This is a genomic window from Halobellus inordinatus, from assembly GCF_024464655.1.
GTDB lineage: Archaea > Halobacteriota > Halobacteria > Halobacteriales > Haloferacaceae > Haloquadratum > Haloquadratum inordinatus.
The window spans coordinates 69,389-93,663 of record NZ_JANHAV010000012.1 but is presented as its reverse complement, the minus strand read 5'-3'; the positions used below and the strand labels follow the sequence as shown (position 1 = coordinate 93,663).

The following is a 24,275-nucleotide window of genomic DNA, read 5'->3' as shown; positions in this document are numbered from 1 at the left end:
ATGAGCGTGTAGTCCTGCCAGTCGCCGTAGGCGGCGAGGTAGTAGGCGTCGTCCTCCTCGTGGCGGACGTACATTCCCATCGTGTCGCGGAAGTGTTCGAGCGACGCTTCGAGGTCTGGACAGTACAACTCGGCATGTGCAAGGGTTGCAATACCCATATATCGGGAAAATTTACCATCGGTAATAAAGTTTTGGTTAAATTGTGACAGATATCGGTCAGCGCCCAGAGGAACGCACCGCTGCGAGCAGTTGTGTGTCGGACGCTGAGGTGAGGGGACGACCGGTGATTGCACTCACGAGAGTTTCGCGTTTACCTCGATCACGTTGGTCGACTGCAACAGTTGATCGCGGAGTTCGTTCTCGATCCGATCATCGCTCATCCGGCGAACTGGCCCCGAAATGCTGATCGAACCCAGCACGCGACCCGTGTCGTTTCGGATCGGCGTCGCGATACACCGGACGCCACGCAGACGTTCCTCGTTGCCCATCGCGTACCCACGCTCGCGTACCGTATCGAGATTTTGCTTGAACGTCTTGCGGTCGGTGATCGTGTTTTCGGTCTGCTTTGGCAGCCCGTGCTTGTCGATGATCTCGTCCACGCGATGATCTGGGAGATATGCCAGGATCGCCTTCCCGGAGGCGACGCTGTGCGGATAGACGTACTGCCCGATCGAGAGCGTCGTCGGAATCGCGTTTTCGCCTTTCGATCGATAGATGTAGATCACGCTGTCGTCTTCTAGCATCGCAAACTGCGCGCGTTCTTTGGTCTTTTCGGCCAGTTCGTCTACTTCCTGCGTTACGAAATCGTAGATACCGATTCGGTTTTTCACCCGTTCAGAGAGGCTGAGATACCGAAGACTCAGCCGATAGCCGTCGTTGTGCTTGGTGATCAGTCCTTCCTGTGAGAGGGTATAGAGGTACGTGTGGACCGTACTCTTCGATATATCGAGATCGTTCGAGATCTCCGAGAGGGTCATTGCCCCCTCGTTTTCGAGTTCCTCGATTATCCGAGACGCCCGCTCGACGGCCCGAATCGTGCGGGGTTTATCGTTATCATTCATACTCTCAGGTAAGACTCATCGATTATAAGCGTTCACACCGATCGGCCGCCGGTATATCAAATAACAGAACGCAACTTTCCCGCGACCTCGGCCAGTAGCTTTAACAAAAATATCGTGGCTACTTCCAATCCATCTTTTTACCCGCAACATTTGCGTACAGATACAGGTCCGGCGGTATCACCGACGGCATTCACATATATCACATTGAGTCCCGCCGGAGACTTCGTGGTTAGTGAGCAACCACGGAGACCGGGTCGCTACGGGTAGTGTATGTTGGCGAACGGTCGTTTCCCGCGTCGAATCCGCTGACAGCGGCGGGGTCGACGGCCTATAACAGGCGTACTATTGTTACCGCCAGTCGCTCCGGATCGAGAACAGCGTTGCGCTGTTTTCAGAGGGAATAGATGCCAAGGTCGTCAGAAACTTTTGGCCACCAGTCTAATGTTTGGGGGAAAATTCACTACTACTTCTGTCAGTACTCCCGTCGACGAATCGATTTCAAGAATAGGTCTTGTTCTTGATAGTTTGTCGACGACTTACACCAGTATCCGTCTTTATCAAAAATGTACGATTTTGTTTGATTATGAAGAATACTCCCTCAGCGCGTTCGGTCACTGCGTTATAGTGCGTTCAGGACGCCTAATAATAATACGTTACGCTGAAATCTGTCGGTGGCTATCGTCGCTGTTGTATACCCTCGCGCACCCGATCACGCGACAGCGTGAAATCGGCTGTGTGAAGACGTGCAACCCCTACCGTCGGCGTTCACGGGTATGTTCGGACCGAAGCGATCAGGTATAAGACGGTTGAACCCAACGCTCCCGTATGGACCGAGCTGATCCTCCGAACCGAGCTATCAATTCGGCGGTGCGGGCGTTCACGATCGTGGAGACGATCCAGGAACTGGACAGCGCGACCTTCACCGAACTCTCCACGAAAATTGACGTCTCCGACAGCACGCTCTACGATTACTTGGAGACACTCACCTATCTCGGTTATCTCTCGAACGACGACGGCACCTACCGGCTCTCGCTGCAGTTCTTCGATCTCGGTATCTCCGCCCGCAAGCAGTTCCCCGTCTTCGAGAAGTCCCAGTCGGCACTCAAACAGGTCGCAAACGAGAGCGGTGCGGCGGTGTGGCTGATGGTCGAAGAAGCAGGCAAGGCGGTCTACCTCGCCCGGGAGATGGGCGAACAGTCGATCGAGACGCACGAACGGCTCGGGAAACACGAGTATATGCACTGCCTGGCGTCGGGGAAGGCGATGCTGGCGTTCGCTCCCGAGAAACACGTCGACAACGTCGTCGAGCGATACGGGCTGCCGGAGAAGACGCCCGCATCGATTACGACGCGCGCGAAACTCGACGCGGAACTCGCCGAAATCCGCGAACAGGGGTACGCGATCAACGAACACGAGACCGCTGAAGGGGTCTCAGCGATCGCCGCCCCGATCGTCGCGAACGACCGTGTCTACGGTGCGATCGCCGTCGCGGAACCCGTCGCTCGGATGCGTAACGAGACGCGCCGACAGAAACTGATCGAACTGGTCACGACGGCGACGAACGAAATCGAACTCAAACTGACCTACGAGTAATTGGAACCCCTAATACTGATTCGGACTGGCTGGGTCCCGTGAGTTCCCTTTTTCGGCTCCTTTCGATAACATAGGTACGATTGTTATCCTATGCCGTTATTCACACCTATTTCGGATATGACGAAGTAGACCCGTACTCGACGACGTCGGGCTGCGCCGGTCTGTATCCAAACGGAAGTTGTCCACCCTACCGGATCGACTGACGCGCACGCGACTCGCGGCGCTCGTCGCGTTCGAGTGTCGAATAGACCTCAGTATAGAATTTCGGATATACCGAAATTCGACTAGAAGCGAGAACAGATTCGAGAGTGGGGCCCGCAGGGTGGTGTGCGTCAGATACTGACGTACACGTCGCCGTCGGCGACCTCGACGTCGAAGGTGCTGATGCACTTGCCGGTCACTTCGTGTTCACCGGTTTCGAGGTCCCACTCCCAGAGGTGCCACGGACAGCTGACGGTGGCGTTCTCCGCGTCGACGCCGCCGCGTGTGTCTGTCCACGTGTCCTCGGCGTTGATCTTCTCTTCGCCTGCCTTGTACAGCGGTGCCTGCTGGTGGGCACACCGGTTGAGAATCGCATAGAAGTCGTCGCCGGTGTTGAAGACGGCGACCTCGATGCCTTTGACGTCCACGGCGATTCCAGTTCCCTGTTCGATCTCGTCGGCGGCTGCAACCTTGGTGAAGTTGTCGCCGACTGGGGATTCAGTGCTCATTGTTCTGTTATAGTCGCAGGATGTCCTCTGCGTTTTCGTGGAGGATGGCCTGTCGGGTGTCGTCGTCGAACGCGCGCGAGGTGTAGAACCACGTCGGCGGGTCGAGCGTCTGGTGCGGCCAGTCACTGGAGTAAATGAACATATCCTCCGCGAGGCTTAGATTGAGCATTCCTTCGGCTTCGCCCGCGTTGCGAGGCATCGCGAACGGTTGCGTGCAGAGATAGAAGTTGTCGCGCAGGTATTCACTCGGGGTGCGGTCGAGATACCGCTCGCCTGCTTCGTGCTTCCGGGGCGTGATCTTCACGTCTTCGGGGTGCATCTCGTAGAACTCGTCCATCCGGTATCGGAGGAACGGTACCCACCAGTGACCGGCTTCCTGCAGGACGACGTTCAGATCCGGGAAGCGGTCGAAGACGCCGCGCATAATCATGTTGACGACGTTGACCATTCCGTGGATCGGCCAGTCGAAGCCGAGCACCTCGGTCCAGGTCATCATCTCGTCGCCGATGTGGGTGTGCTGGGGCCAGTAGGCCAGCGAACCGTGGAGCAAGAGCGGGAGGTCGTGCTCGACGAGCGCCTCGAAGACGGGGTCGAACTGCTCTGCGCCCCACGGGACCTTCGGATCGAACCACGAGTACGCGGCCGCGATGTTGTCTTCGCTCCCGACGCGCTCGATCTCCTCGACGGCGTATTCGGGGTCCCACTTGGGGACCATCATCGAGGTGTACATCCCCTCGTCGGCGAAGTTGTCGAGCATATAGTCGTTCGCCGCCTGGGTGACGCCGTTCTTCAGCAGCGGATGGTGCTGCTGATTCAGATTGTTGATCCCCGGGTTGACGATCGGCTCGTCGATCGCGAACTTCTTGCAGGCTTCTCGCACGTCCTCGGCGTACTCGGCGCGTCCCTGCGTGTACAGTCCTTCTGTGCCTTCCTTGATCGCGTAGGCTGCGTCCCACTTCCCGACGACGGGCGTCGGGCCGAATTCGGTCGTGAGTTTGTCTCGAATGACGTCGTCTTCCACGTACGACATCAGTTCGTCCGTCATCGGGTTGACGTGGAAGTCCAGGTCGATGATGTAATCCTCGAAGGCTTGCTCCGGTACTTCTGCCTCAGGATCTAGCTGCTCTGTTGACGATCCCATACGTGATCTATTGTGAGATACTATATAAAATACTTTGCTGTATTCCCGTGGCAACTGACCCCTGAAACACCGTTGAACGGCGTGCACGAGCCCTCACGCGAACGATTGATGCTTCGGTTTCTTGCGCAAACAACTTCGACATATCCGAAACAGTTCCTTCCTTCGTCGTTCGTACACGCACGGCACGAGTTGGGAACACGGAAAGTCCCCGCTATGTTTCGCGGTGTCGACGATAGACCTCGCCGTTCGGCCGTATCTATCTCTCGGAGTCGCCTCCGGTCGTGTCGAACAGACGACCGATAATGTATCGCCTACCGAAGTATCCTCTTAGTAACAATATTCAAAAGTAACCACCTTTCGATATGGTAATTCAAAATACCATAACTGTATTACAGATTGGCAGCGCAGTCGAACAGGCAGTCGCGGACGCTATCGCCTATCTCCCAACGGTCGTGGCCGCGCTCGTCATCCTCCTGGTGGGGTATCTCATCGGACGAATCCTCGGTGGCCTCGTGACTCGCATCGTTCGCCGACTCGGGGTAGACCGGTACACCGATGGCACGGCGATGGGGAAGTGGGTGATGGTGATGGCATTGCTCGTGCGCTGGGAACCATCGTCGCGTACTACGTCTACTTCGTCGCGATCCTCGCGGCCGCGGACGTGCTACGCATCCCGCAACTCACGCAACTCCTGTCGGAACTCGGTGCATTCCTCCCGGTAGTCCTCGGTGCACTCGTCGTCTTGGTCATCGGCTTTGTCGCCGGTCGAGTCATCGGCGACATCGTCGCTGACGTCGTTGGCGGATTCGGTATCGGGTCGTACCTCGACGAAACGCCGCTCGAACAACTCGGCGACACCGAGGGCGAGTTCGGCCGCATCGTCGGTCAGTTGGTCACGTACTACATTTACTTGCTCACTCTGCTCGCAGTGGCTGATATTCTCGCGATCGACGCGCTCTCGTCGCTGTTAGATCTCTTCGCCAGCTACCTCCCGGCGCTGATCGGTGGCCTGCTGGTGCTTCTGGTCGGTATTTGGATCGCCGAACGAGTCGCCGATCTGGTCCGTGGAATGGGCGATGGGCGCACCATTCACGCAGTGAGCCTCGTGGTGAAGGTTTTCATCTACTACATTACCGTCACGATCGCCGTGGCGACGATCGGCTTCGACGTGTCCGTACTGACGAACCTCTTTACCGCCTTTGTGGCGGCGTTCTTCGGCGCACTGGCGATCGCGCTGGCAATCGGTATCGGTCTCGCTGTCGGCCTTGGCGGGCAGGACTACGTCGCCGAGAACATCGATGGCTGGGTCGACGCAGTTCGTGAAACGACCGCAAGCGACAGCTCGGACACGGAAGAGGGAGACACCGACGTCTAACACCTCTGCCTGCCGGAGGGTAGACCTATCTCACAACCTTCGTTCGTTGTGTTCCGGTGCGCGTCTTCGTGTTCGAGGCCGGATACTGGTTGACCTGTCCTGGCAGTGACACACTCGTTACGGCGGCGAAACTATGAGTACTAATCCCGTCATTTCTGAGCAATTGTATCGAGTGTGGAAGATCTATGCCCTCGATCGTAGACGTAGTCCAGTCTCCAGAATGGCATCGACTTCCGTCAGCACTCGTCAGTCAGTGTCGCAGCCGTTCGGGCGTCAGTCCCGGCGCTCGAACTGGTAGGTCAGTACTTCGTCGCTGTCGTCCCACTCGAAGTCGCCAGGATGGACTCGCTTCATTCGCTGTTTGTAGGCTTCCAGCGACTCTGAGCCTTCTCGCTGGGCGTCGGCGTCGGTGAAGTCGCCCAACGTCCGCCGTTCGACACTTGTCACCTCGAAGGTATCGCCCTCGATCTCGAAGGTATCGCCCTCGCTGGCGTAGCGGTTGCTCGCGCCACGAGTCAGCTGCGTCACGTCGCCGTTCAGCACGGACTGCTGTACACGGTCGTTGGGTAGTAGGTCGCCGGCGTCGATTTCCGACATAACTCCTCTTTCGGCCGCGGCCGTCAAAATCCCATCGCGTCGATATCGCTCGCTGACAGGGCTGTTTCGCCCGGCGACGAGACTGCACCACTGCGCCTAGCGACAGCGCAGCGGCTCGGATGGATGGCCGGTCGGCACCTTACCGATGTGCTGGATCACCGGAGTGAGAACTCGTGGCTTCGATTGAACGACTCGACGGGCTCGTTTCGGATATCTATTGTACTACTATATCTGACAAATGCGCGAATACAGAGCCCACAGCACAGTGCGACTCTGGCAGAACTGCTCTTCCTGCTTACTCGAATGTCATCCCGTATCCCCACTCCTCCAGTTTGGCCTCGACCTCGTCGAGGTGGTCGAGTCCAACCATCACGAGTGCCTCGCGGAGGTCCGTCAGCGAGACGTCGTCGTCGAAGTGGTCCTCCAGGTCGCGAAGCGTATCGCGCTCTGCGGTTTTCGTCTCCGGTTGGAGAAAGAGTGGGACGCGGTTCCGACCGTCCTGAACGCCGTCACGGCGGAATTTGTACGGAATCTGCATCGACCGCTGCGACGAGCTGTCTCGGCCTTCGGACGCAGGCGACGATTCCTCGCTCGCTGCGGACTCCGATGATCCGCTGGCTTCCGGCTCGGCAGCTTGATCGGTCGTGGCGTCGTCGCCGCCGTCGTCGGCGAAGGGGTCTTCGCCGGCTCCGCGCTTCATTCCCGTCATACGGTCATCACCTCGTGGTCGACGTCACCGGGCTCTGGTGGGTTCGGTGCGTCGATGCCGACTTCCGCTTCGAGGTGTCGCGCCAGCCGATCGAACTTCGCGAGCGTCTCGATCTCGTAGTCGCGGCGCCGGTCGCGGTGTTCGCGGACGTACTCGAAGGCCGAACACTGTTGCATCCAACAGCCTTCCATCAACGACGCGCGCTCGCCGACGACTTCCGGCACCGGGTAGTCGATGCCCTCGAGGATCGACCGCTGATCGCGCGTGTTCTTGAATCCGATCGGGATCGCAGCCAGAACGCCGACTTGGACGTCCAGTTGCTCTTCGAATCCAGAAACGAGCTCTTCGAGACCCTCGACAGCGGCCTCGCCTTTCGCACTCGGTTCGACCGGGATGACGAGCGATCGCGTCGCGTTGATCGCGTTATAGAGGTGCGGCCCCTCCGTCGCCGGCGGGTCACAAATGAGGACGTCGTACTCGTCTGGAACGCCTGCCTCTCGCAGCACCCGAAGAAGTTGCGCGTGAATCCCGAACGCTTCGCCCATCGCTTCCGATTGGTCTTTCTCTCGCTGGAGGTACTCCGCGAGGTCCGAGAGCATATTGTGCTCGGGGACGATGTCGACACCTTCGACGGTTCGGATCAGTTCTCCGAACTCGCCCTTCGGCCGCCGGATCATATGCCGAACGATGTTGTCTACCGACTCGGTACGCTGATCGTCGACGCCGAAAAGACGGGAGAGGTCGCCGTCCTGCGGGTCGAGTGGCACGACGAGAGGCTTCAGTCCCGCCCGTGCGTGTGCGACGGCGAGGTTCGCGGCCGTCGTCGTCTTGCCGACCCCGCCAGCCTCGCTATACGTCGAATACGCGAGCATATCGTGTTCATTGTGTGGCCTCGTCTTGAATGTTCGTCAGACGCGTTCCAGAATGTGGTTACTGAATACACGTCTTGATTGCATTTGATGAATACAACCTCTGAATAACACTCTTGAATGTGTTCAATGAATACAGTTAGTGAACACAACCAATGAATTAGAACAGTGTACAAAACCAATGAATGCAATTCTTGGACATCTGTTATAGATGCTCTCACTGAACACATACGACGAATACAGGTCGTGAACTGTTTCGCTGACTGTGAGTCGTTACAGACTGTGGTTGTTGCATTCGACGTGTTCAGGGAGTGACTGTGTACGACGAGTGAGCAGGGAGACGTTCATTCACTGTTGGGTTACATTGTCTCCCCCCACGTTCCGAATCGGAGGCCGTGTCCACCGCCGCCGATCACTGGCCGAGAAAACACAACAGTCGCCCCAGGACGAAGGCGAAGTACAGACCTAACAGATAGCCGCTTCGGTCCGCGTGAGGTCGCGGCCTCGTCGGTAGCTCGTCCTCCCGAGCAGTCCCACCCCAGCGGCGATCTTGAACGGCAGGTCCCACAGGACGACTGCCGAGGTGACCTGATAGTCGAGGACGCCCGAGAGGATCCCAAGCGAGGCGATGAGGTGTGCACTGAGTTCCGGTAGGCTCGTCCCGAGTGCGAGAACAGTCAGCCCCACAAGGACCTCGTCGACGTTGTAGTATTCGGCGAGCGCGAGTAATCGATCGATCGCGCGACTCGCTGCCGTCACGAGCGTGTACAGCGCGACCGCCCCGATCGAGACCTGCGTCAGGAGGTCGCCTGCGACTGCCATCTCAACGCTCGGCCAGCCAAGTGTCTACCCAGGGCGTTTCGTGATCAGGGTCGAACGGCTCGACCGACCACGCTGGACACCGTTCGCACTTCCACACCCTTCCGATCGACCCCTCGCGGTTTACCACTCCGACCGAGGCCCAGGCGTGCGTTTCGCAGGTCTCGTCCGCGGTCATACGTACCGACCGACGGTCGCCGCGGTGAAAAGTTTACTCTCGGCAACAGAACTGCCACTACGCGGACGAACCTCACGGGGGATGTAAACTACCCCACCCTACTCGCTCACGGCTTGGCCGTTCGCTTCGTTGAGGGTGGGGCTTTCGCGTGGACTCCCGCTCTGGCCGGAATCTTCGGCAGGAGGTTCATACTCTCCGTTCGCGTTCATCATCCCGCGATTCAAGCGCACGCCTACGGGTGCGCCTCCGCCGTCCCCAGTTTGGTTACGGCGGAGATACCGCAGTCCGATGTTCTTTGCCGCGTTGTAGTCGGCGTGGTTCTCGTAGCCGCATTTCAGACACTCGAACTCCTCGCCGTCGCGGTTGTACGGGTGCGTGAATCCACAGTGTGAACAACGCCGTGAGGTGTTCTTCGGGTCCACCTGCTCTACATCGATGCCGTGCATCTCAGCCTTGTATGCGACGTACTCGTATAACCGCTTGAAGGCCCACTTGTGCCCCCACGATGCGCCGGGCAGTCGGTCACGGATGCCGGTCAACGCCTCGAACGCGACGACTGTACACCCGTTCTCGGCGGCTTCTTCGATGATGCCGTTGGCAATCCGGTGGAGCATCATCGTGAACCGGCCCGTTTCTTTGCGCCCGACCGACTGGATGTTCTCGTGGGCGTGGCGTGACCCACACCGCTGGAGTGACGCCCGCCGGTTCTCATACTCGCGCCGCCAGTGGTCGAACTCGTGACCGCTCCAGAACGTGCCCGTCGAAGTGACCGCGAGTTGGTTCACGCCGAGGTCAACGCCGAGGACTGTGCTGTGCTCGGTCGTTGCCTGCTCCGGCGTGTCGAACTCCACCTCCGCCTTTGTGCGAAGATGAAGGAACCACTCGCCGTCCGTGTTGTGGAGTTCTGCGCCCGTCACCTCGTAGTCGTCGTTGTCGAGATACCGGCTGTGAGGTGTGTCACGGTCCTCGTCTGGCAGAACGTACTCGACTTCGATACGTCCATCTACGGTCGCCAGCGACACGTACTCGTCGTGGAACGTGGCGCACCGCTTGTCGTAGACGGCAGTCGGTTGCGAGAAGTGTGGTTTCCCGGCGTACTCGCCCTGTTTCCAGCGAGCGACGACGCCCTGTACGGCGTCGGCGGCCTTATTGCGGGCGTTCTGGACGAGATTCGCGTGCAACCGTGTCCGGTCGCGTACCTCGTCGTAGGTTTCCTCCTGCAACTGAGCCTTGCTGGTCGTCTTGTATTCGCCCTGCCAAGCGTGGTCCACGACATAGTTGGCAGCCAACAGAAACTCATCAACTGTTTCGCGGAGAAGGGCGGCGTCGTGGCTGTCCACGTCGAGTTTGACCGGAACAGTGCGCCGCACCTCCATACGTCAGATGTATGGCCGGTAGTTTATTAACGTTGGGGAGAGCGGGCGGCTACAGTCCGTGGGCTGTCCCGGAGTTGTCGGCTTCCTCCCCGGCCTACTCGCTTCGCGCTTCCGACTGGTCGGAAGCACTCGCTCCTTGAGGCCGGGGGCTCCGCCTCGAAACTGCTGATACACCAATTAGCGATTTATTATCCCGCTTGGAGACATACCGATCGAGGCGCGGGAGCCCCACGCTATTACAGTCCAGTACGCAAATTGGGAGTATGGAACTCACCGCTGACGAAATCGACATCGGCACGCGGTCTCCCACGGTTTTGCTCAACTCGATCGACGCGAGCGAACTGGGTGTGCACCCGCTCGATCGGATCCGAATCCGACACGACGGGCGGGTCACGACCGGGATCGTCGAGGTCACCGACGAACTCGTCGATCCGGGATCACTCGGTGTGACGCGCCCGCTCGGCCACATCACCGGCGCCGTGGAAGTATCGATCGCGCCGCGGCCGGACTCCGTTGCGTACCTGATGAAGAAACTCGACGACGTCGAACTCGAGATGGGCGAACTCGATGCCGTCGTCCGCGACATCAACAACGATCGCCTGAACGACGTCGAACTGAGCGCGTTCGTCTCGGCCGTCTACACCCACGGCCTCTCTCGCGAGGAGACGATGTGTCTCACGAATGCGATGGTGGACGTCGGCGAGACGATCGAGTGGAACCGCGACCCGGTCGTCGACAAGCACTCGATCGGCGGCGTGGCGGGGAATCGGGTCACGCCCATCGTCGTCGCGATCGTTGCCGCTGCGGGGCTCACGATCCCGAAAACCTCCTCCCGGGCGGTAACGTCCGCGGCCGGAACTGCCGACACGATGGAGGTGTTCTGCGACGTCGACTTTTCGGTCACAGAGATCAAATCGATCGTCGGCGAGACGAACGGCTGTGTCGTCTGGGGCGGCGCGGTCAACCTCTCGCCCGTCGACGACAAGATCATCCGCGCGGAGACGCCGCTGTCGCTCGATCCTCCGGGACAGGTCATCGCCTCCGTGCTCTCGAAGAAGAAGAGCGCCGGCGCTACGAACGTCGTCATCGACATCCCGTACGGGGAAGGTGCCAAAGTCGAGAGCCTCTCGGAGGCGCGCGAGATGGCCGAGGACTTCAGTCACGTGGGCACGAACCTCGGGATGGAGATCGACTGTACGATCACGCGCGGCGAACAGCCGATCGGGCGCGGCATCGGGCCGACGCTCGAAGCCCGCGACGTCCTGTCGGTACTCGAAGGCTCCGGCCCGCCGGACCTCCGCGTGAAGAGCGAGCGCCTCGCACAGGTCCTCCTCGACGCGGCAAGCCTTGACGAGACGGCGGCCGACATCGTCGAGTCGGGACGGGCGGCCGCGAAGTTCCGCAAGATCGTCGCCGCGCAGAACGGCGACCCGGACGTCGCAGTCGAGGATCTCGAACCGGGGAAACACGATTCGACGGTCCTCGCCGGTCGGAGCGGTGTCATCACGCACATCGACAACCGGTACGTGAACGAACTCGCGCGTCGGGCCGGGGCCCCGAAAGACCACCGCGCCGGTGTGCATCTCGAGCACCGCGTCGGCGACGAGGTCCAGGAGGGGGATCCGCTCTTGACGGTCTACGCCGAGAAAGAGGAGAAACTCGACCAGGCGTTGTCGTTCGCAACTCAGCGGAAGCCAGTCCGTGTGCTCCCGCCCGACGAGGCGCTCATCGAACAGATGTAGCGCCCCCGTTCGCGATCTCGGTACGAGCGCTTTTATCCGCCGCACCGTAATCATCGTCGGGTATGAGTGCTCTCGAAGACATCGACCTGGATTTCGTCCCACTCGGCGATACCGGCTTGCAGACGAGCGAACTCCAGTTCGGCACGTGGCGCTTCGGCAAAGAGACCGAAGAAGGGAACGTCGAAATCGACGCGGACCGCGCGCACGAACTACTGGACGCCTACGAAGCCGCCGGCGGGCGATTCATCGACACCGCGGACGTCTACGGCGGCGGCGCGAGCGAGCGGTGGATCGGCGACTGGCTCGCCGAACGGGACCGCGAACGCTTCACTATCGCCTCGAAGATCTACTGGCAGATCCGCGCGGGCGACCCCAACAGCCGGGGGACGAACCGTAAAAACGTCCGCCACCGGATCGACGCCCTCCTCGACCGACTCGACACCGACTACGTCGACGTGCTGTACATCCACCGCTGGGACGACGACACGCCGACCCGAGAGCTGCTGAAGACGCTGAACGGCCTCGTGGAAGACGGCAAAGTCCACTACCTCGGCGCGTCGACGATGCGACCGAACGCCTGGAAGGTCTCGAAGGCCAACGAGATCGCCCGCGCGGAGGGCTGGGAGCCGTTCACCGTCCTTCAGCCGCGGTACAACCTCGTCGACCGCGAGATCGAGGGTGACTACCTGGAGATGGCGCGCTCTTACGGGGCGGCGATCTGTCCGTGGAGTCCGCTCGGGCAGGGCTTCCTGACGGGCAAATACAACCGCGAGGAGGGGCTCACAGGCGAGTCGCGGTCGGCCGAATCGAGCCGATTCCGCCAGACGTACCTCACCGAGACGAACTTCGACGTGCACGACGAACTCGACGCCGTCGCCGAGGAAGTCGGCGCGACGCCGGCACAGACGGCACTCGCGTGGCTGATGCACCGCGACGGCGTCACCGCGCCCATCGTCGGGGCGCGGACGGTCGAGCAACTCACCGAGAACCTCGCCGCCGCGTCGATCGATCTCGCGCCCGACCAGGTCGATCGACTGACCACGGCGAAACCCGGCCCGTACGCCGGCCTGTGAGCGGACCTACCAGGTCGTGACGTAGAAGACGATCAGTCCGAGACTCGACACGAGCCCGCCGACGGCGGTCAACGACAGCTTTCCGACGTTGAACGGCGTCCGAAATCCCCGTTCGGCCTCGGGCCGCGAATACCGGAGTTTCAGCAGCGCCGCGTTCACGATCACGAAGACGACGAGCAGCATCACGTTCGCCAGTCCCGCAACGAGGCCGATGTCGCCGAGGAAGACGAACGGGATCGTGCCGAGGCCGACCAGCCCGACCGCGTAGTGGGGCGTCTGTCGGTCGGGATGAACGCGCGAGAAGACCTCGGGGAACACTTGATACTCGGACTTCGAGACGCCGTAGAGCAGCCGCGACGTCGATATTTGGAGGATCAACACCGTGTTCGTCGTCGAGAAGAGCGCGATGACCGCGAGCACCGTCGAGCCGACGGGTCCCCAGCCGACCTGAGCGACCTCCGCGAGCGGCGACGTAGAGCGGCCGAGAACCTGCCAGTCGACCAGGGAGACGACTGACAGCCCGACGAGGACGTACAGAACCGTCGTGATGCCGATCGCGAGGACGATCGCGCGCGGAACCGTCACCGTCGCGTTCTCGGTCTCCTCAGAGAGGTTCACGATCGAGCCGAAGCCGAGATACGCGAAGAAGATCAGGAACGACGCCTGGACGACGCCGAATAGCCCGTTAGGCGCCTGAAACACCTGCGCCTCCCCCCAAGAGCCCCGCGCGATCCAGATGATTATCAGCAGCCCCAGCACCTCGATGCCGGTGAAGACGACGTTGATCTTCGTCGAGAGTTCGATCCCCCAGTAGTTGACCGCGGCCATCACGAGGACCAAGAGTACGGCAACTGGCACTGCCGGGATTTCGACGAAACTCGAGAGATAGCCCGAGAACGCCAGCGCGACCGCCGCCGAGGAGATGGCGCCCATAAACAGCCGCCCTGCCGCCGTGACGTCGGAGACGAACTCGCGATCGAACGCTTCACGGGCGTAGATGTAGTCGCCTTCGGCCTTCGGAAAGAGCGAGGCGAGTTCGGCGTAACTCAATCCCGTCAGCGCGGCGATCACGGCAGCGAGCAAGAACGAGAAGACGATCGACCCGCCGGTCACGCCCGTCGCTTCGCCGAGAATCGCGTAGATCCCGGCGCCGAGGATCAACCCGACGCCGTACACGACCGTCTCCGAGAGGCCGAGTTCCCGACGTAGCTCTGACATCGGCTGTTATGTCATTCCCCCAATGTATAAAACACGCTGCCGCACCACGCCGTTTCCGTCGCTCCCCCCGATTTCCCGTACCTTCTTTTGCCATCGATTCAACATCGAACCTGAGCCGCCCTGAACTCGGCTCAGTGATTCGATGAACGTCGAACAATTCAAATCCGAACACGTCCCCGAAACGTCCGACGAACGGTTCCAACTCGAAAACAGCTACACGCTCGACGTCACCGTCGACGACGACGTGATGGCGAAAGCCGGATCGATGGTCGCCTACACTGGCGATCTCTCGTTCACCGGCCGCGCCTCCGCCGAGGGCGGCATCACGGGCTTCCTCAAGGAGGCCGCGTCCGGCGAAGGCACGCCCGTGATGACCGTCGAGGGCGACGGTCACGTCTACCTCGCAGACAGCCAGAAGAAGGTCCAGGTACTCGAACTGGACGACGACGACGCGATCACTGTGAACGGCGAGGACGTCCTCGCGTTCGAGTCGCGCGTCTCCTACGAGATCAGCACGATCGACAGCCTCGCCGGGTCGCTCGCTGGCGGTTTCACCAACGTCTTCCTCCAGGGTCCGGGTTACGTCGCGATCACGACGCACGGTGACCCCATCGTGCTCGAACCGCCGGTCGCCACCGACCCGAGCGCGACGGTCGCGTGGAGCAAAACGTCCCCGAACGTGCAGGTGAACCGGAGCCTCTCGGATATGATCGGGCAGGAGTCGGGCGAACGGTACCAGATGAACTTCGAGGGGCCGGACGGTTTCGTCGTCGTCCAACCGTACGAAGAACTGTAACGACTGCCCGAAGCCACGGTCTCTCGCCCGCGATCGATTTCTCTTGTAGTACGCTTCGACTGCTTCGACAACCCCCTCTTGACTGCCGGATCTGGCTATCGGAGTTGATTTCCTTTCGAGTCAGCGTGAGATCCGTGTCCGACTGCGCTTTCCATTGCCCTGAATATCGGACTCTCCGACCTGTTGTGTTAGATTTCCGCACCACTCCCAAAATTATCAAAGTCTGTAACCAGGGATCAATTGATAAATAGAGGTACCTTTCCCTTCCTATTATCGTGTCTCGAAACGGCGACAGCGAGGTTTGGGGGAGCCATCCGGCCTGGTTCGACTCGCAGTCGGCAGCCGGCGACGTTGCAGGGGATGTCGTCAGTGCCAAGCCTCACAGTTCGAAAATGAATCGACGTGCAACCATCCAGAGCACATCGCTCTTTCCGAGGAATCAGATAGAGAATGCGCGATAAGGTTCGCGGTATCACCAACCGATTCGAGTTCAAAATCGTTCTGGTCATCCTCGTCGCGAGTCTCCTTCCGCTGGGCGCGACGACTGCGATCGCTCACACGCAGGCATCGGACGCACTGGCGGAGAAATCCACGACGGCGCAACAAGAGCAACTGGAGGGCGTCTCGAACAACCTCCAGACGCGCTCTGAGTTCTACAAGCGACAGGTGCGGGTGGTCGCGACGAACCCGTACGTCCGGGAGTTGGCGCGGCATCGGTATCAGAATGACACTATCGACGGCCGCACTGACGCATTCGAACGGGGGGAAGTCTACCCACAGCTACTGGGCGACACGCAGTCGTATCAGAACACCCAGCAGTTCTTCGGGAAAGTCGCCTCACAGAACCCGAATATCGATATGATCCGCGTGTTCTGGAAGGACGGCAACGTCCTCTCGGGCTATAAACTCGGCGAGGAGGACGCGTCGGACTACAAAGGCGACAAGCAGTGGTTCGAAGACATCGTCGTCGAGCAGACTGTCGAAAGCGACGGCGTGTACGTCTCGTCGATCAACATCGCCCGCGCGACAGAATCGCCGGCGATCCGGTATGCCACCCCGCTGGTTGTCGACGGCGAACGTGTCGGCCTCGTGATCATCAACTACGAGGCGACACAGATCACCCAACCCGTCCGTAGCCTCGGAACTAACGGCTCCGGGTACGGAATGATGATCGACCCGGCGTACACGAACGCCGAGGGAGAGAACATCGGCGCGGCGTACGTCGCGAACGGCCGCGACTCCGAGCGCGCGTTCAACACGTCGATCGCGGGCAATCTGACGGTCCCGATGGACGCTGTGCAGGGTGCGTCCGGTTCGGTCAGCTTCGAGCGGAACGGCCACACTTGGATCGCGCAGTACCAGCGTGTCCAACTCGCCAGCGGCATCGAGTACTACGTCCTGCAGGCCGTCCCGCAAGCGGAGATGGTCGCGGCCTCACGGACGCTCACGAAATCGATCCTCGGCATCGCCGGAATCGCCGCCCTCGGCGTACTCATCGGCGGCACCTTCATCTCTCGTCGCCTCTCCCGGCCGATAAAACGGCTCGCGACCGACGCGAACGCCGTGGCGGACGGCGATATGGACCGAGAGATCCGAATCTCCGAGTACAGCACGGAGACTCAGATGGCGACCGAGGCCGTCCAGTCGATGAAGACCAACGTGGTCGACGCGCTTGAGGACGCCGAATCGGCGCGTTCGCAGGCGAACGAACTCAACACGCACCTCGAAGCGAAAGCGACGGCGTACCAGCAGGTGATGGAGGACGCCGCCGAGGGCGATCTCACGCGACGAATGGACCCCCAGAGCCGCAACGAGTCGATGAGCGACATCGCAGAGACGTTCAACGCGATGATGGCGGATCTAGAAGACACCTTCGCACAGATTCGCTCGTTCGCCGACGCGGTTGCGACCTCCAGCGAGGAAGTCACCGCTGGCACCGAAGAGAGCCAGAGCGCCAGCGAACAGGTCAGTCAGTCGATTCAGGAGATCTCCGCAGACGCCGAGGCGCAGTCGGAGAACCTCAACGAAGTCGCGAGCGAGACACAGAACCTCTCGGGGACGATCGAGGAGGTCGCCTCCTCGGCGAACGAAATCTCTGCGACGTCACAGCAGACGGCCGACCTCGGTCAGGAGGGCCAGGAGGCCGCCGTCGAAGCCGTCGAAGAGATGAGCGCGATCGAGTCCAAGTCCGAAGAGACGATCGAGGAGATCGAGTCGCTCGCCGACGAGATTGCGGAGATCAGCGACGTCGTCGAACTCATCACAGACATCGCAGAACAGACCAACCTGCTGGCGCTGAACGCGTCGATCGAGGCCGCGCGGGCCGGCGAGGCCGGCGAGGGCTTCGCCGTCGTCGCCGACGAGATCAAGCAGTTAGCCGGCGAGGTCGACGACGCCACTGACGAAGTCGAAACGCTCATCGACGGCATTCAGTCTTCGACCACGAATGCGGTGACGGACATCCAACAGATGGGTGAGCGCGTCACCTCGGGGACGGAGACGATAGAGGATGCGCTGGACTCTCTGGACGCCATCGCCGCGAACGTCGAGGAAGTGAACCGAAGCATCCAGGAGATCAGCGACGCCACCGACGACCAGGCGGCCTCGACAGAGGAAGTCGCGAGTATGATCGACGACGTCGCCGAGCGGGCCGAACAGGTGAGCGGAGAGTCCGCCAACGTCTCCGCGGCTGCCGAGGAACAGGCTTCCTCGCTCACGCAGGTCGCACAGAGCACCCAGACGCTCGCACAGGAGGCCGACGAACTCCAGCACCTGCTCTCGCAGTTCACTATCGGTGACGAACGGAGCGACAGCAGCGCCGGGGACGCCGACGTCTCGGCTCGCATCGACGATGCGACGTCGGCCGGGAGCGACGAGTCGGTGGGGGGTGGCGCCGATCCAGCGGTGTCCGACGGCGGGTTCGACTTCTCTACCGGAGCGGCCGACGACCGGTAAGGTAACTCATCCCACCCTGCAGTGTAGCATTTCGCACACTGGAACCGGTAATTTATCCGTCCTCCCGTCGTACCCCCGTTGTGACTGAAGAATCAGGGCGTCGCAACCTACGGATGCCCCACGGAGAGGAGCTGTTTGCTGTCGTCACCGAACACAACGGTGGCAACCACGTTCGCGTTCGCTGTGCCGACGGTGAGAATCGGATGGGCCGGATTCCCGGCCGAATGAAGTACCGAACGTGGATCAACGAGGGCGACGTCGTCCTCGTCGAACCCTGGGACTGGCAGGACGAGAAGGCCAACATCGAGTGGCGCTACTCCGAGCAGGACGCCGAGCAGCTCCGCGAAGAAGGCCACATCGAGTAGTTACCGCCCTGGCGCCGATTCCGGTCGGCGATACAGCACGACCAGGACGGCGATCAACAGTAACTGAACGACTTTATCGAACAGTCCCGGCGGTGAGAAGTCCGGGGCGTTGACGAAGTACCACGCGACGATCTGTCCTGCGGTGAACGGAATGCCGAGCAGATACATCTGCCGTCGATGGAAGTCCGTCAATACGGCCGCGATGCCGCCCGCGAAGCCGATGCCGGCGATGATGAACGACCAGGCGAGCGGATTCGTCAGCGAATCGGAGGCGAGGAACGCCACACCCAGCGCTAGGTGGAGCAGGCCGGTCACCGCAGCCAGTCCGATGCCGAGCCAGTGCATACCGGTGAGCGAGTCGGTGTGTAGTGAAGTCGCTCCCGCTGTTTGTGTTGCCATACCTTCACAATGGTCGCAGATGGACTTCAATGTAGGGCTCGGTCGACGACACGGCGGATTTCACCACGGAATCGGGCTGCAGCGAAGCGATCTGCTGGCAGCGCTGGCGGGTCGTCGACGTCGGCCGCGGCGACGAGCAGGTCGACTGCCTCAGTTTCCGACCCGAACAGCCGATCGTCGCGCTCGTCCAGGATCTCCCGCTGTCCGCCGCTATCGGGGGCGAACGCGACCATTCCGGCGGCGACGTACTCCGCGACGGACATCCCGAAGTGCTCCTCGGGTTTGAGGTTCAGCCCGTACTTGTGCGTCCCCAGCAACGATTCGAGCCGCTCTCTGGACGCGTCGCGTTCGACGGTGACGTACGGCCGCTCGGCCGCGGCGGCCGCGACCCGCCTGGCGTACTGCCGATAGGCGCGCGGTGCGGACCCAACAATGTGGAGATGCAGGTCGCGGCCCCGCTCGCGGACGCCGTCGACGACCCGAATTGCCGCCAACGCCCGCTTGTCGGGGGCGAGCCGGCCGACCACGACGACGCCGTCCTCCCGGCCGTGCCAGTCGCGGTCGGCGTCGATGGGATCGACCGGCGGGTGGAGGACGGTCGGCGTGACGCCGTAGCGATCGGCGACGACGTCGGCCGTCCACGCCGAGTTCGCGAGCAGCGTCACGTTGCCGGCGAACGCTGCACGCTCTCGGTCGACGAGCCCCGCGCGTTCGGGGCCGGCGAGATAGCTCCAGAGCCGGTCGAGCGGGCCCGCAGCCGCATCTCTCGATCGGTGTGCGCCGAACTGCGGGTAGTGTACGTACTGGACCGACGGGATCGACAGCGACAGTTCGTTCGCGGTGCTGACAGCGAGACCGAACTGCGCCGCGTCGCGCTCGAAGACCGCACGCAGCAGCACGCTCCGAAACGCGAGCTGTGGACCGATCGCCGGTGCGGCGGCCGATAGGGTGCGCGCGACGGTGACGCCCCCGCGCGGCACCCGCACGTCGAGCGCGTCCGCGTCGAGATCGATCTCGAACCGCTCTGCGAGCGCTCTCGGGGCCGTCTCCGAGAGCGTATACAGCGTGACGTCGTGATCGCGCTGGAGTGCCGCACAGACGGACAGACAGACGACGTCGGCACCGCCCTGGAAGTCGAGCGTGTTGTGCAGGACGGCGATCCGGGCCATAGGCCACCTTGGCTCGGCTTCCGTTATAATCCGTTGGGCCGAAGTACCGTTTCCGGCCGCCTGCTGGGCGGCCCAGTTCCCGCTGCCGCCCGTCGAATCGCCAGCGCGCTTTTGACCCCTCCCTCCGAACGGCCGTCGATGGAGTGCGCGTTCGTCGGCGCCGGCGCAGTCGCTCGAAAGTACGCCGCTGGTCTCGCGGAGTCGTCACTGGAGCTAGCCGCCGTCTGCGATCTCGATTACTCCCGGGCCGAAACGCTGGCGAGCGTCCACGGAGCCACGCCGTACGCCGACGTCGGAGAGTTGCTCGCCGCCGAGTCAGTGCCGCTCGTCGTGAACCTCACGAGCCACGCCGCCCACGCCGACGTGACGGAACACTGCCTCCGCGCAGATCGTCACGTCTTCAGCGAGAAACCGCTCGCACTCGACGCCGACCGCGCCGCCGACCTCGTGGCGATGGCCGCGGAGCGAGAGGTGGCGCTCGGCTGTGCGCCGATCAATCACCGCTGTGACGCCCAGCGTCACGCTCGGTCGCTCCTCGGCGACGGCCGATTCGGGCCGATCCGACTGGGGTACGCCCACGCCCACGTCGGGCGCGTGACCGAGTGGCACGACTCGCCCGGTTCGTTTCTCGCTGTCGGCCCGCTGTACGACGGCGCCGTCTATCCGCTGTCGCTCCTGGTGTCCTGGTTCGGTCCAGTCGAGCGCGTTCGGCGCGCCGACGCACTCGACGTCTGGCCCGACCGTGAGGAGCGCGAACCCTCCCGACCGGCGCACGTCGAGGCGACGGTCGCCTTCGAGTCCGGTCCCGTGATCCGCCTCACTGCGAGCCTGTATGCGCCCCATCGAAGCCGCGAGTTCAACAGCCTCGAACTCCACGGCGACGACGGCTCGCTGTATCTCGCAGACAGCGGCGCGCTCGCCGCCGAGCGCGGCACCGTCTCCGTCGGTGGCGCGGGTCGCTCCTACGTCGCGGCCCCGCACCCGTCACCCCGTCGAGAACGGCGGTACCTCGCGGGGCCGGAACGGCTCGCTGCGGGTGTCGAACGCGGCGACCGCTCGACTGCAGGGGCCCGTCGTGCCGCTCACGTGGTGGCTGTCTGTAACGCCATCGAGCGCGCGGCCGAGGACGGCGGCCCGATTCCCGTCGCGGGCGAGTGGACCGCACCTCCCGAGACCGAGGCACTCTCGGCTCCGCCGGTCCGGCCGATCGCGCGCCACGCGGGCGCTCTCGATTCAATGTCCGGGCCGCGACGCGCTGACACTTCGACGTCCGGGACGCGGCGCACTGACGCTCTGACTCCCGGATTCCGACAGGCAGACTCCGACTCGTCCCCGACGACCCGTGACGCCGCGATTCGACTGCCGCCGGTCGGCTTCGGCTGTTCTCGCTACCGCGACGGCGAGTACGTCGATCGAATCGAGTCGATCGCGACCGCGCTTGATGCGGGCTACCGGCTGTTCGATTCGGCCGAGCTGTACGGCAACGAATCGCGGATCGGCGACCTTCTCGACTCGCCCGGCGCGCCCGACCGCGAGGGGCTCTTTCTCCTCAGCAAGGTCTGGAACACGAATCACGAGCACGTCGCGGAGGCTTGCGAGGGAACGCTCGCGGAACTCGGTATCGACGCACTTGACGCGTATCTGCTCCACTGGCCCGACGCGTGGGCTTATCAGGGGCCGCTCTCGGACCTCGCGTCGCTGCCGCCAGCAGAACAGGAAGCGCTGACGTTCCCGACCGACGCCGACGGGGCTCCCGAAACCGCCGACGTGTCGCTCACGGAGACGTGGGAACGGATGGAGGGCCTCTACGACCGTGGTCTCACCCGATCGCTCGGCGTCTGCAACGTTTCGCTTCCCCAACTGGTGACCATCCTCGGATCCGCGCGTGTGCCCCCAGCCATCGTACAGGTCGAATCGCACCCGTATCGCCCCCGCACCGACCTGATCGAGGCGTGTCACGCCCGCGGCATCCGGGTACTCGCGCACTCGCCGCTGTCCGCGCCGGGACTGCTCGACGAGCCCGTTCTCGCCGAGATTGCGGACGAACACGACGTCTCGCCCGCGGCAGTCGCCGTCGCATACCACGTCGACCGCGGCGTCGTCCCGATCCCCGCCAGCAACGACCCCGACCACGTCGCCGCCAACCTCGCGGCCGCGCGGCTCCGGCTCACCGACGCCGACCGCGACCGCCTGGCGACGCTCGAAGATCCGGAGTTCGAACGGTGACTGACGCGCGGACGGTCCCGGCGGCGCTCCAGCGCGAGTGGGCTGCGGTCGCCGTGATGACCGTCGTCCTCACCGCCGGCGGCGCAGCGGCGCTCGCACTCGGTATCGAAGACGCGGCAGTGTTGTTGGCGGCGCCGCTCGCTGCGCTTCCGCCGGCCGCGATCCAGTGGATCGTCCCCGCGACGACCGTCGCGGGCTTCGAACTGTGGTTCACTTACCGGCACCTGGACGCGAATCGACCTGACGAAACCGCAGGCAGGGAATCAGTGTACGAGTCGCTCGGTGCGCCGAACCTCGTGACGCTCGCCCGCGGCGTGCTGTTCGCGGCGCTCGCTGGCTTCGGCACGGTCTCGCCCACGCCGCAGGTCGCGTGGCTGCCGGCGCTCCTCTACGGCGCCGGCTGTGCGCTTGACTTCGTCGACGGCTTCCTCGCCCGGCGGACCGGCCGGACGACCCTGCTCGGCGCAAAACTCGATATGGCGTTCGACACGACGGGCTTCCTCGTCGCGCCCGTCGTCGCGGTACTGTGGGGACAACTCCCGATCTGGTACCTGTCGCTGTCGGCCGCGCGGTATCTGTTCAAACTCGGTCGCGGACTGCGTCGTCGGCGCAGCCAGCCCGTCTATGATCTCCCCGACAGCGTCGTTCGCCGGCCGCTCGCGGGTCTCCAGATGGCGTTTATCACGCTCGCGCTCTCGCCGCTGCTCTCGTTCGCGCTCGTCCGTCCACTCGCGGCGGCCGTTCTCGCGCCCTCGCTCGCCGTCTTCGTCCGGGATTACCTGGTCGTTACCGGGCGGCTGCCACGCGGCGCTATCTATAGTAGCGTTTGCAACTGATCACACAGCCAATCGCACGACTGCGTGCGATTCGGTGCGTGAAGACTTGCAAACGCCACTATAGCGATGCGGCGCTACGCTATCCGACGGCCCGGATGAGCACGAACAGCGAGCCGACCGACGCGAGCGTCGTGAGAAACACGTTCAGCGAGGCGAACTCCGCGTCGCCACCGAGTTCCGTCGCGAACACGTACGTCGACACCGCGGTCGGGGTTCCGAGCATCACGATCGCGGCCGTGAACGTGGCGGCGTCGACCGACAGCAGCGAGAAGACGAGCCAACCGAGCGCCGGCATCAGTGCGATTTTCAGTGCGACGACGCTCCCGGTCGCGCCGAGATCGACGTTGGGCATATCGATCTGCAGCGACGCACCGACACACAGGAGCGCGATTGGCAGCGCGAGCGTCCCGAGCACGTCGAGGCCGCCGGTGACGGGCGCTGGAACCGACAGTCCGAGCGATCCGATCGTCAGGCCCGCGATGAGCGTCGCGAGGACGGGATTGCGGATGAGGCGGTTCAGTTCGTCGCCGAGGGAGGCGTCCGCCTCGTTGATCGCGGTGAGGACGACGACAGTGAGCGGCACCTGCGTCAGCGACATCACGCCGAGGACGACGCTCGCGATCGCGGTGACCTGCTCGTCGAACGTCGCCGCGACGAGCGGGAGTCCCAGATAGCCGATGTTCGAGTGATACGACTGCACGATGGCGACGCTCTGGCGGCCGCCTGCGGACCGCTTTCGGTGGATCCCCCACGCGACCCCGGCGGTCGCGAAGAGTACTGCGAGCAAGCCGGCGAGCAGTCCCGGCGTGAGCAGTTCGTCGATCGCGCGGTCGTACGTCGAGACGAAGATGAGCGCCGGCAACGCGACGTAGTAGGCGACGTCGTTGAGGCGCTGCGTGCGATGAGTGTCGAGGACGCCCGACAAACGCAGTCCGGTCCCGACCAGGAGGAGCGCGAGCAGTCCGAGCAGTCGGCCGAGGACCTCCATACGAAGGTCGAGTCCACAGAGCGTTTTACGCTGTTCGACTCGACCGTCCGTTGGCCTGTCAATCCCTGGCGTGCCTCGTT

23 protein-coding genes and 1 pseudogene are annotated in these 24,275 nt (G+C 62.5%); 10 read left to right on the top strand and 14 right to left on the bottom strand.

The window, feature by feature from the left end; translation table 11 throughout:
• Both NO347_RS17425 and NO347_RS16495 read right to left on the bottom strand, forming a co-directional pair.
• Positions 1-158, bottom strand: a 158-nt coding sequence (locus tag NO347_RS17425; RefSeq protein ID WP_425492405.1) for a VOC family protein, incomplete at its 3' end; no start/stop codon positions are given.
• Positions 159-293: 135 nt separating this feature from the next.
• Positions 294-1,061 (bottom strand): IclR family transcriptional regulator, encoded by a 768-nt coding sequence (locus NO347_RS16495; protein WP_256290795.1) that lies wholly within the window; start codon positions 1,059-1,061, stop codon positions 294-296.
• Positions 1,062-1,886: 825 nt separating this feature from the next.
• Here NO347_RS16495 and NO347_RS16490 point away from each other — a divergent pair.
• Positions 1,887-2,654: an IclR family transcriptional regulator gene (locus NO347_RS16490; RefSeq protein WP_256290794.1), complete on the top strand. Its 768-nt coding sequence runs from the start codon at positions 1,887-1,889 to the stop codon at positions 2,652-2,654.
• A gap of 332 nt (positions 2,655-2,986) precedes the next feature.
• On the opposite strand, the gene NO347_RS16485 is transcribed toward NO347_RS16490, so the two are convergent.
• Together NO347_RS16485 and NO347_RS16480 are read right to left on the bottom strand one after the other, a co-directional pair.
• Positions 2,987-3,364 carry a Rieske (2Fe-2S) protein gene (locus tag NO347_RS16485; RefSeq protein WP_121570097.1) on the bottom strand — a complete coding sequence of 126 codons (378 nt, stop codon included), beginning with the start codon at positions 3,362-3,364 and terminating at the stop codon, positions 2,987-2,989.
• 7 nt (positions 3,365-3,371) lie between these two features.
• Positions 3,372-4,505, bottom strand: coding sequence for an amidohydrolase family protein (locus NO347_RS16480; protein ID WP_256290793.1), 1,134 nt, complete (start codon positions 4,503-4,505; stop codon positions 3,372-3,374).
• Positions 4,506-4,867: 362 nt separating this feature from the next.
• Between NO347_RS16480 and NO347_RS17420 the strand changes: the two are divergent.
• Positions 4,868-4,993, top strand: a pseudogene (locus tag NO347_RS17420) (mechanosensitive ion channel family protein); the annotation flags it as partial.
• A gap of 86 nt (positions 4,994-5,079) precedes the next feature.
• Entirely contained in the window at positions 5,080-5,880 is an 801-nt protein-coding gene (locus NO347_RS16475; protein ID WP_256290792.1) for a mechanosensitive ion channel family protein, read from the top strand.
• 273 nt (positions 5,881-6,153) lie between these two features.
• Here the strand turns inward: NO347_RS16475 and NO347_RS16470 are convergent, their stop codons facing one another.
• The 6 genes from NO347_RS16470 to NO347_RS16445 form a co-directional block, all read right to left on the bottom strand.
• Positions 6,154-6,477 (bottom strand): ASCH domain-containing protein, encoded by a 324-nt coding sequence (locus NO347_RS16470; protein WP_256290791.1) that lies wholly within the window; start codon positions 6,475-6,477, stop codon positions 6,154-6,156.
• A 295-nt stretch (positions 6,478-6,772) separates the two neighbouring features.
• Complete coding sequence (locus NO347_RS16465) at positions 6,773-7,186, bottom strand: DUF7970 domain-containing protein (protein ID WP_256290790.1); 414 nt, start codon at positions 7,184-7,186, stop codon at positions 6,773-6,775.
• A complete protein-coding gene (locus NO347_RS16460; protein WP_256290789.1) occupies positions 7,183-8,058 on the bottom strand; it encodes a ParA family protein in 876 nt (291 codons plus the stop codon). The genes NO347_RS16465 and NO347_RS16460 overlap by 4 nt, the downstream gene beginning before the upstream one ends.
• Positions 8,059-8,520: 462 nt before the next feature.
• Positions 8,521-8,877 carry a hypothetical protein gene (locus tag NO347_RS16455; protein ID WP_256290788.1) on the bottom strand — a complete coding sequence of 119 codons (357 nt, stop codon included), beginning with the start codon at positions 8,875-8,877 and terminating at the stop codon, positions 8,521-8,523.
• A 1-nt stretch (position 8,878) separates the two neighbouring features.
• Entirely contained in the window at positions 8,879-9,052 is a 174-nt protein-coding gene (locus tag NO347_RS16450) for a hypothetical protein (RefSeq protein ID WP_158599357.1), read from the bottom strand.
• A 98-nt stretch (positions 9,053-9,150) separates the two neighbouring features.
• Positions 9,151-10,428, bottom strand: coding sequence for an RNA-guided endonuclease InsQ/TnpB family protein (locus NO347_RS16445; RefSeq protein ID WP_256290787.1), 1,278 nt, complete (start codon positions 10,426-10,428; stop codon positions 9,151-9,153).
• A gap of 263 nt (positions 10,429-10,691) precedes the next feature.
• Here NO347_RS16445 and NO347_RS16440 point away from each other — a divergent pair, with 263 nt between their 5' ends.
• On the top strand, positions 10,692-12,170 hold the full coding sequence (locus NO347_RS16440; protein ID WP_256290785.1) for an AMP phosphorylase: 1,479 nt from the start codon (positions 10,692-10,694) through the stop codon (positions 12,168-12,170).
• 62 nt (positions 12,171-12,232) lie between these two features.
• Positions 12,233-13,243: an aldo/keto reductase gene (locus NO347_RS16435; protein ID WP_256290783.1), complete on the top strand. Its 1,011-nt coding sequence runs from the start codon at positions 12,233-12,235 to the stop codon at positions 13,241-13,243.
• A gap of 6 nt (positions 13,244-13,249) precedes the next feature.
• On the opposite strand, the gene NO347_RS16430 is transcribed toward NO347_RS16435, so the two are convergent.
• Positions 13,250-14,461: an APC family permease gene (locus NO347_RS16430; protein ID WP_256290782.1), complete on the bottom strand. Its 1,212-nt coding sequence runs from the start codon at positions 14,459-14,461 to the stop codon at positions 13,250-13,252.
• Between the two features lie 142 nt (positions 14,462-14,603).
• Between NO347_RS16430 and NO347_RS16425 the strand changes: the two genes are divergently transcribed.
• The 3 genes from NO347_RS16425 (at position 14,604) to eif1A (ending at position 18,577) form a co-directional block, all read left to right on the top strand.
• Positions 14,604-15,257 carry an AIM24 family protein gene (locus NO347_RS16425; protein ID WP_256290780.1) on the top strand — a complete coding sequence of 218 codons (654 nt, stop codon included), beginning with the start codon at positions 14,604-14,606 and terminating at the stop codon, positions 15,255-15,257.
• Positions 15,258-15,707: 450 nt separating this feature from the next.
• Positions 15,708-18,212, top strand: a complete 2,505-nt coding sequence (locus tag NO347_RS16420) for a methyl-accepting chemotaxis protein (protein ID WP_256290779.1) — start codon at positions 15,708-15,710, stop codon at positions 18,210-18,212.
• Between the two features lie 80 nt (positions 18,213-18,292).
• Positions 18,293-18,577 carry a translation initiation factor eIF-1A gene (eif1A, locus tag NO347_RS16415; protein ID WP_121570109.1) on the top strand — a complete coding sequence of 95 codons (285 nt, stop codon included), beginning with the start codon at positions 18,293-18,295 and terminating at the stop codon, positions 18,575-18,577.
• Here the strand turns inward: eif1A and NO347_RS16410 are convergent, their stop codons facing one another.
• The gene (locus NO347_RS16410; RefSeq protein WP_121570110.1) at positions 18,578-18,976 is read right to left on the bottom strand and encodes a DUF7475 family protein; all 399 of its coding nucleotides are present in this window, start codon (positions 18,974-18,976) and stop codon (positions 18,578-18,580) included.
• A 26-nt stretch (positions 18,977-19,002) separates the two neighbouring features.
• Entirely contained in the window at positions 19,003-20,145 is a 1,143-nt protein-coding gene (locus NO347_RS16405) for a glycosyltransferase (protein ID WP_256290778.1), read from the bottom strand.
• A 138-nt stretch (positions 20,146-20,283) separates the two neighbouring features.
• Here NO347_RS16405 and NO347_RS16400 point away from each other — a divergent pair, with 138 nt between their 5' ends.
• The gene (locus NO347_RS16400; protein ID WP_256290777.1) at positions 20,284-22,371 is read left to right on the top strand and encodes an aldo/keto reductase; all 2,088 of its coding nucleotides are present in this window, start codon (positions 20,284-20,286) and stop codon (positions 22,369-22,371) included.
• The gene (locus NO347_RS16395; protein WP_256290776.1) at positions 22,368-23,207 is read left to right on the top strand and encodes a CDP-alcohol phosphatidyltransferase family protein; all 840 of its coding nucleotides are present in this window, start codon (positions 22,368-22,370) and stop codon (positions 23,205-23,207) included. Before NO347_RS16400 ends, NO347_RS16395 begins: the two co-directional genes overlap by 4 nt.
• A 79-nt stretch (positions 23,208-23,286) precedes the next feature.
• On the opposite strand, the gene NO347_RS16390 is transcribed toward NO347_RS16395, so the two are convergent.
• Positions 23,287-24,195, bottom strand: coding sequence for an AEC family transporter (locus NO347_RS16390; protein ID WP_256290775.1), 909 nt, complete (start codon positions 24,193-24,195; stop codon positions 23,287-23,289).
• Positions 24,196-24,275: the final 80 nt, after the last annotated feature.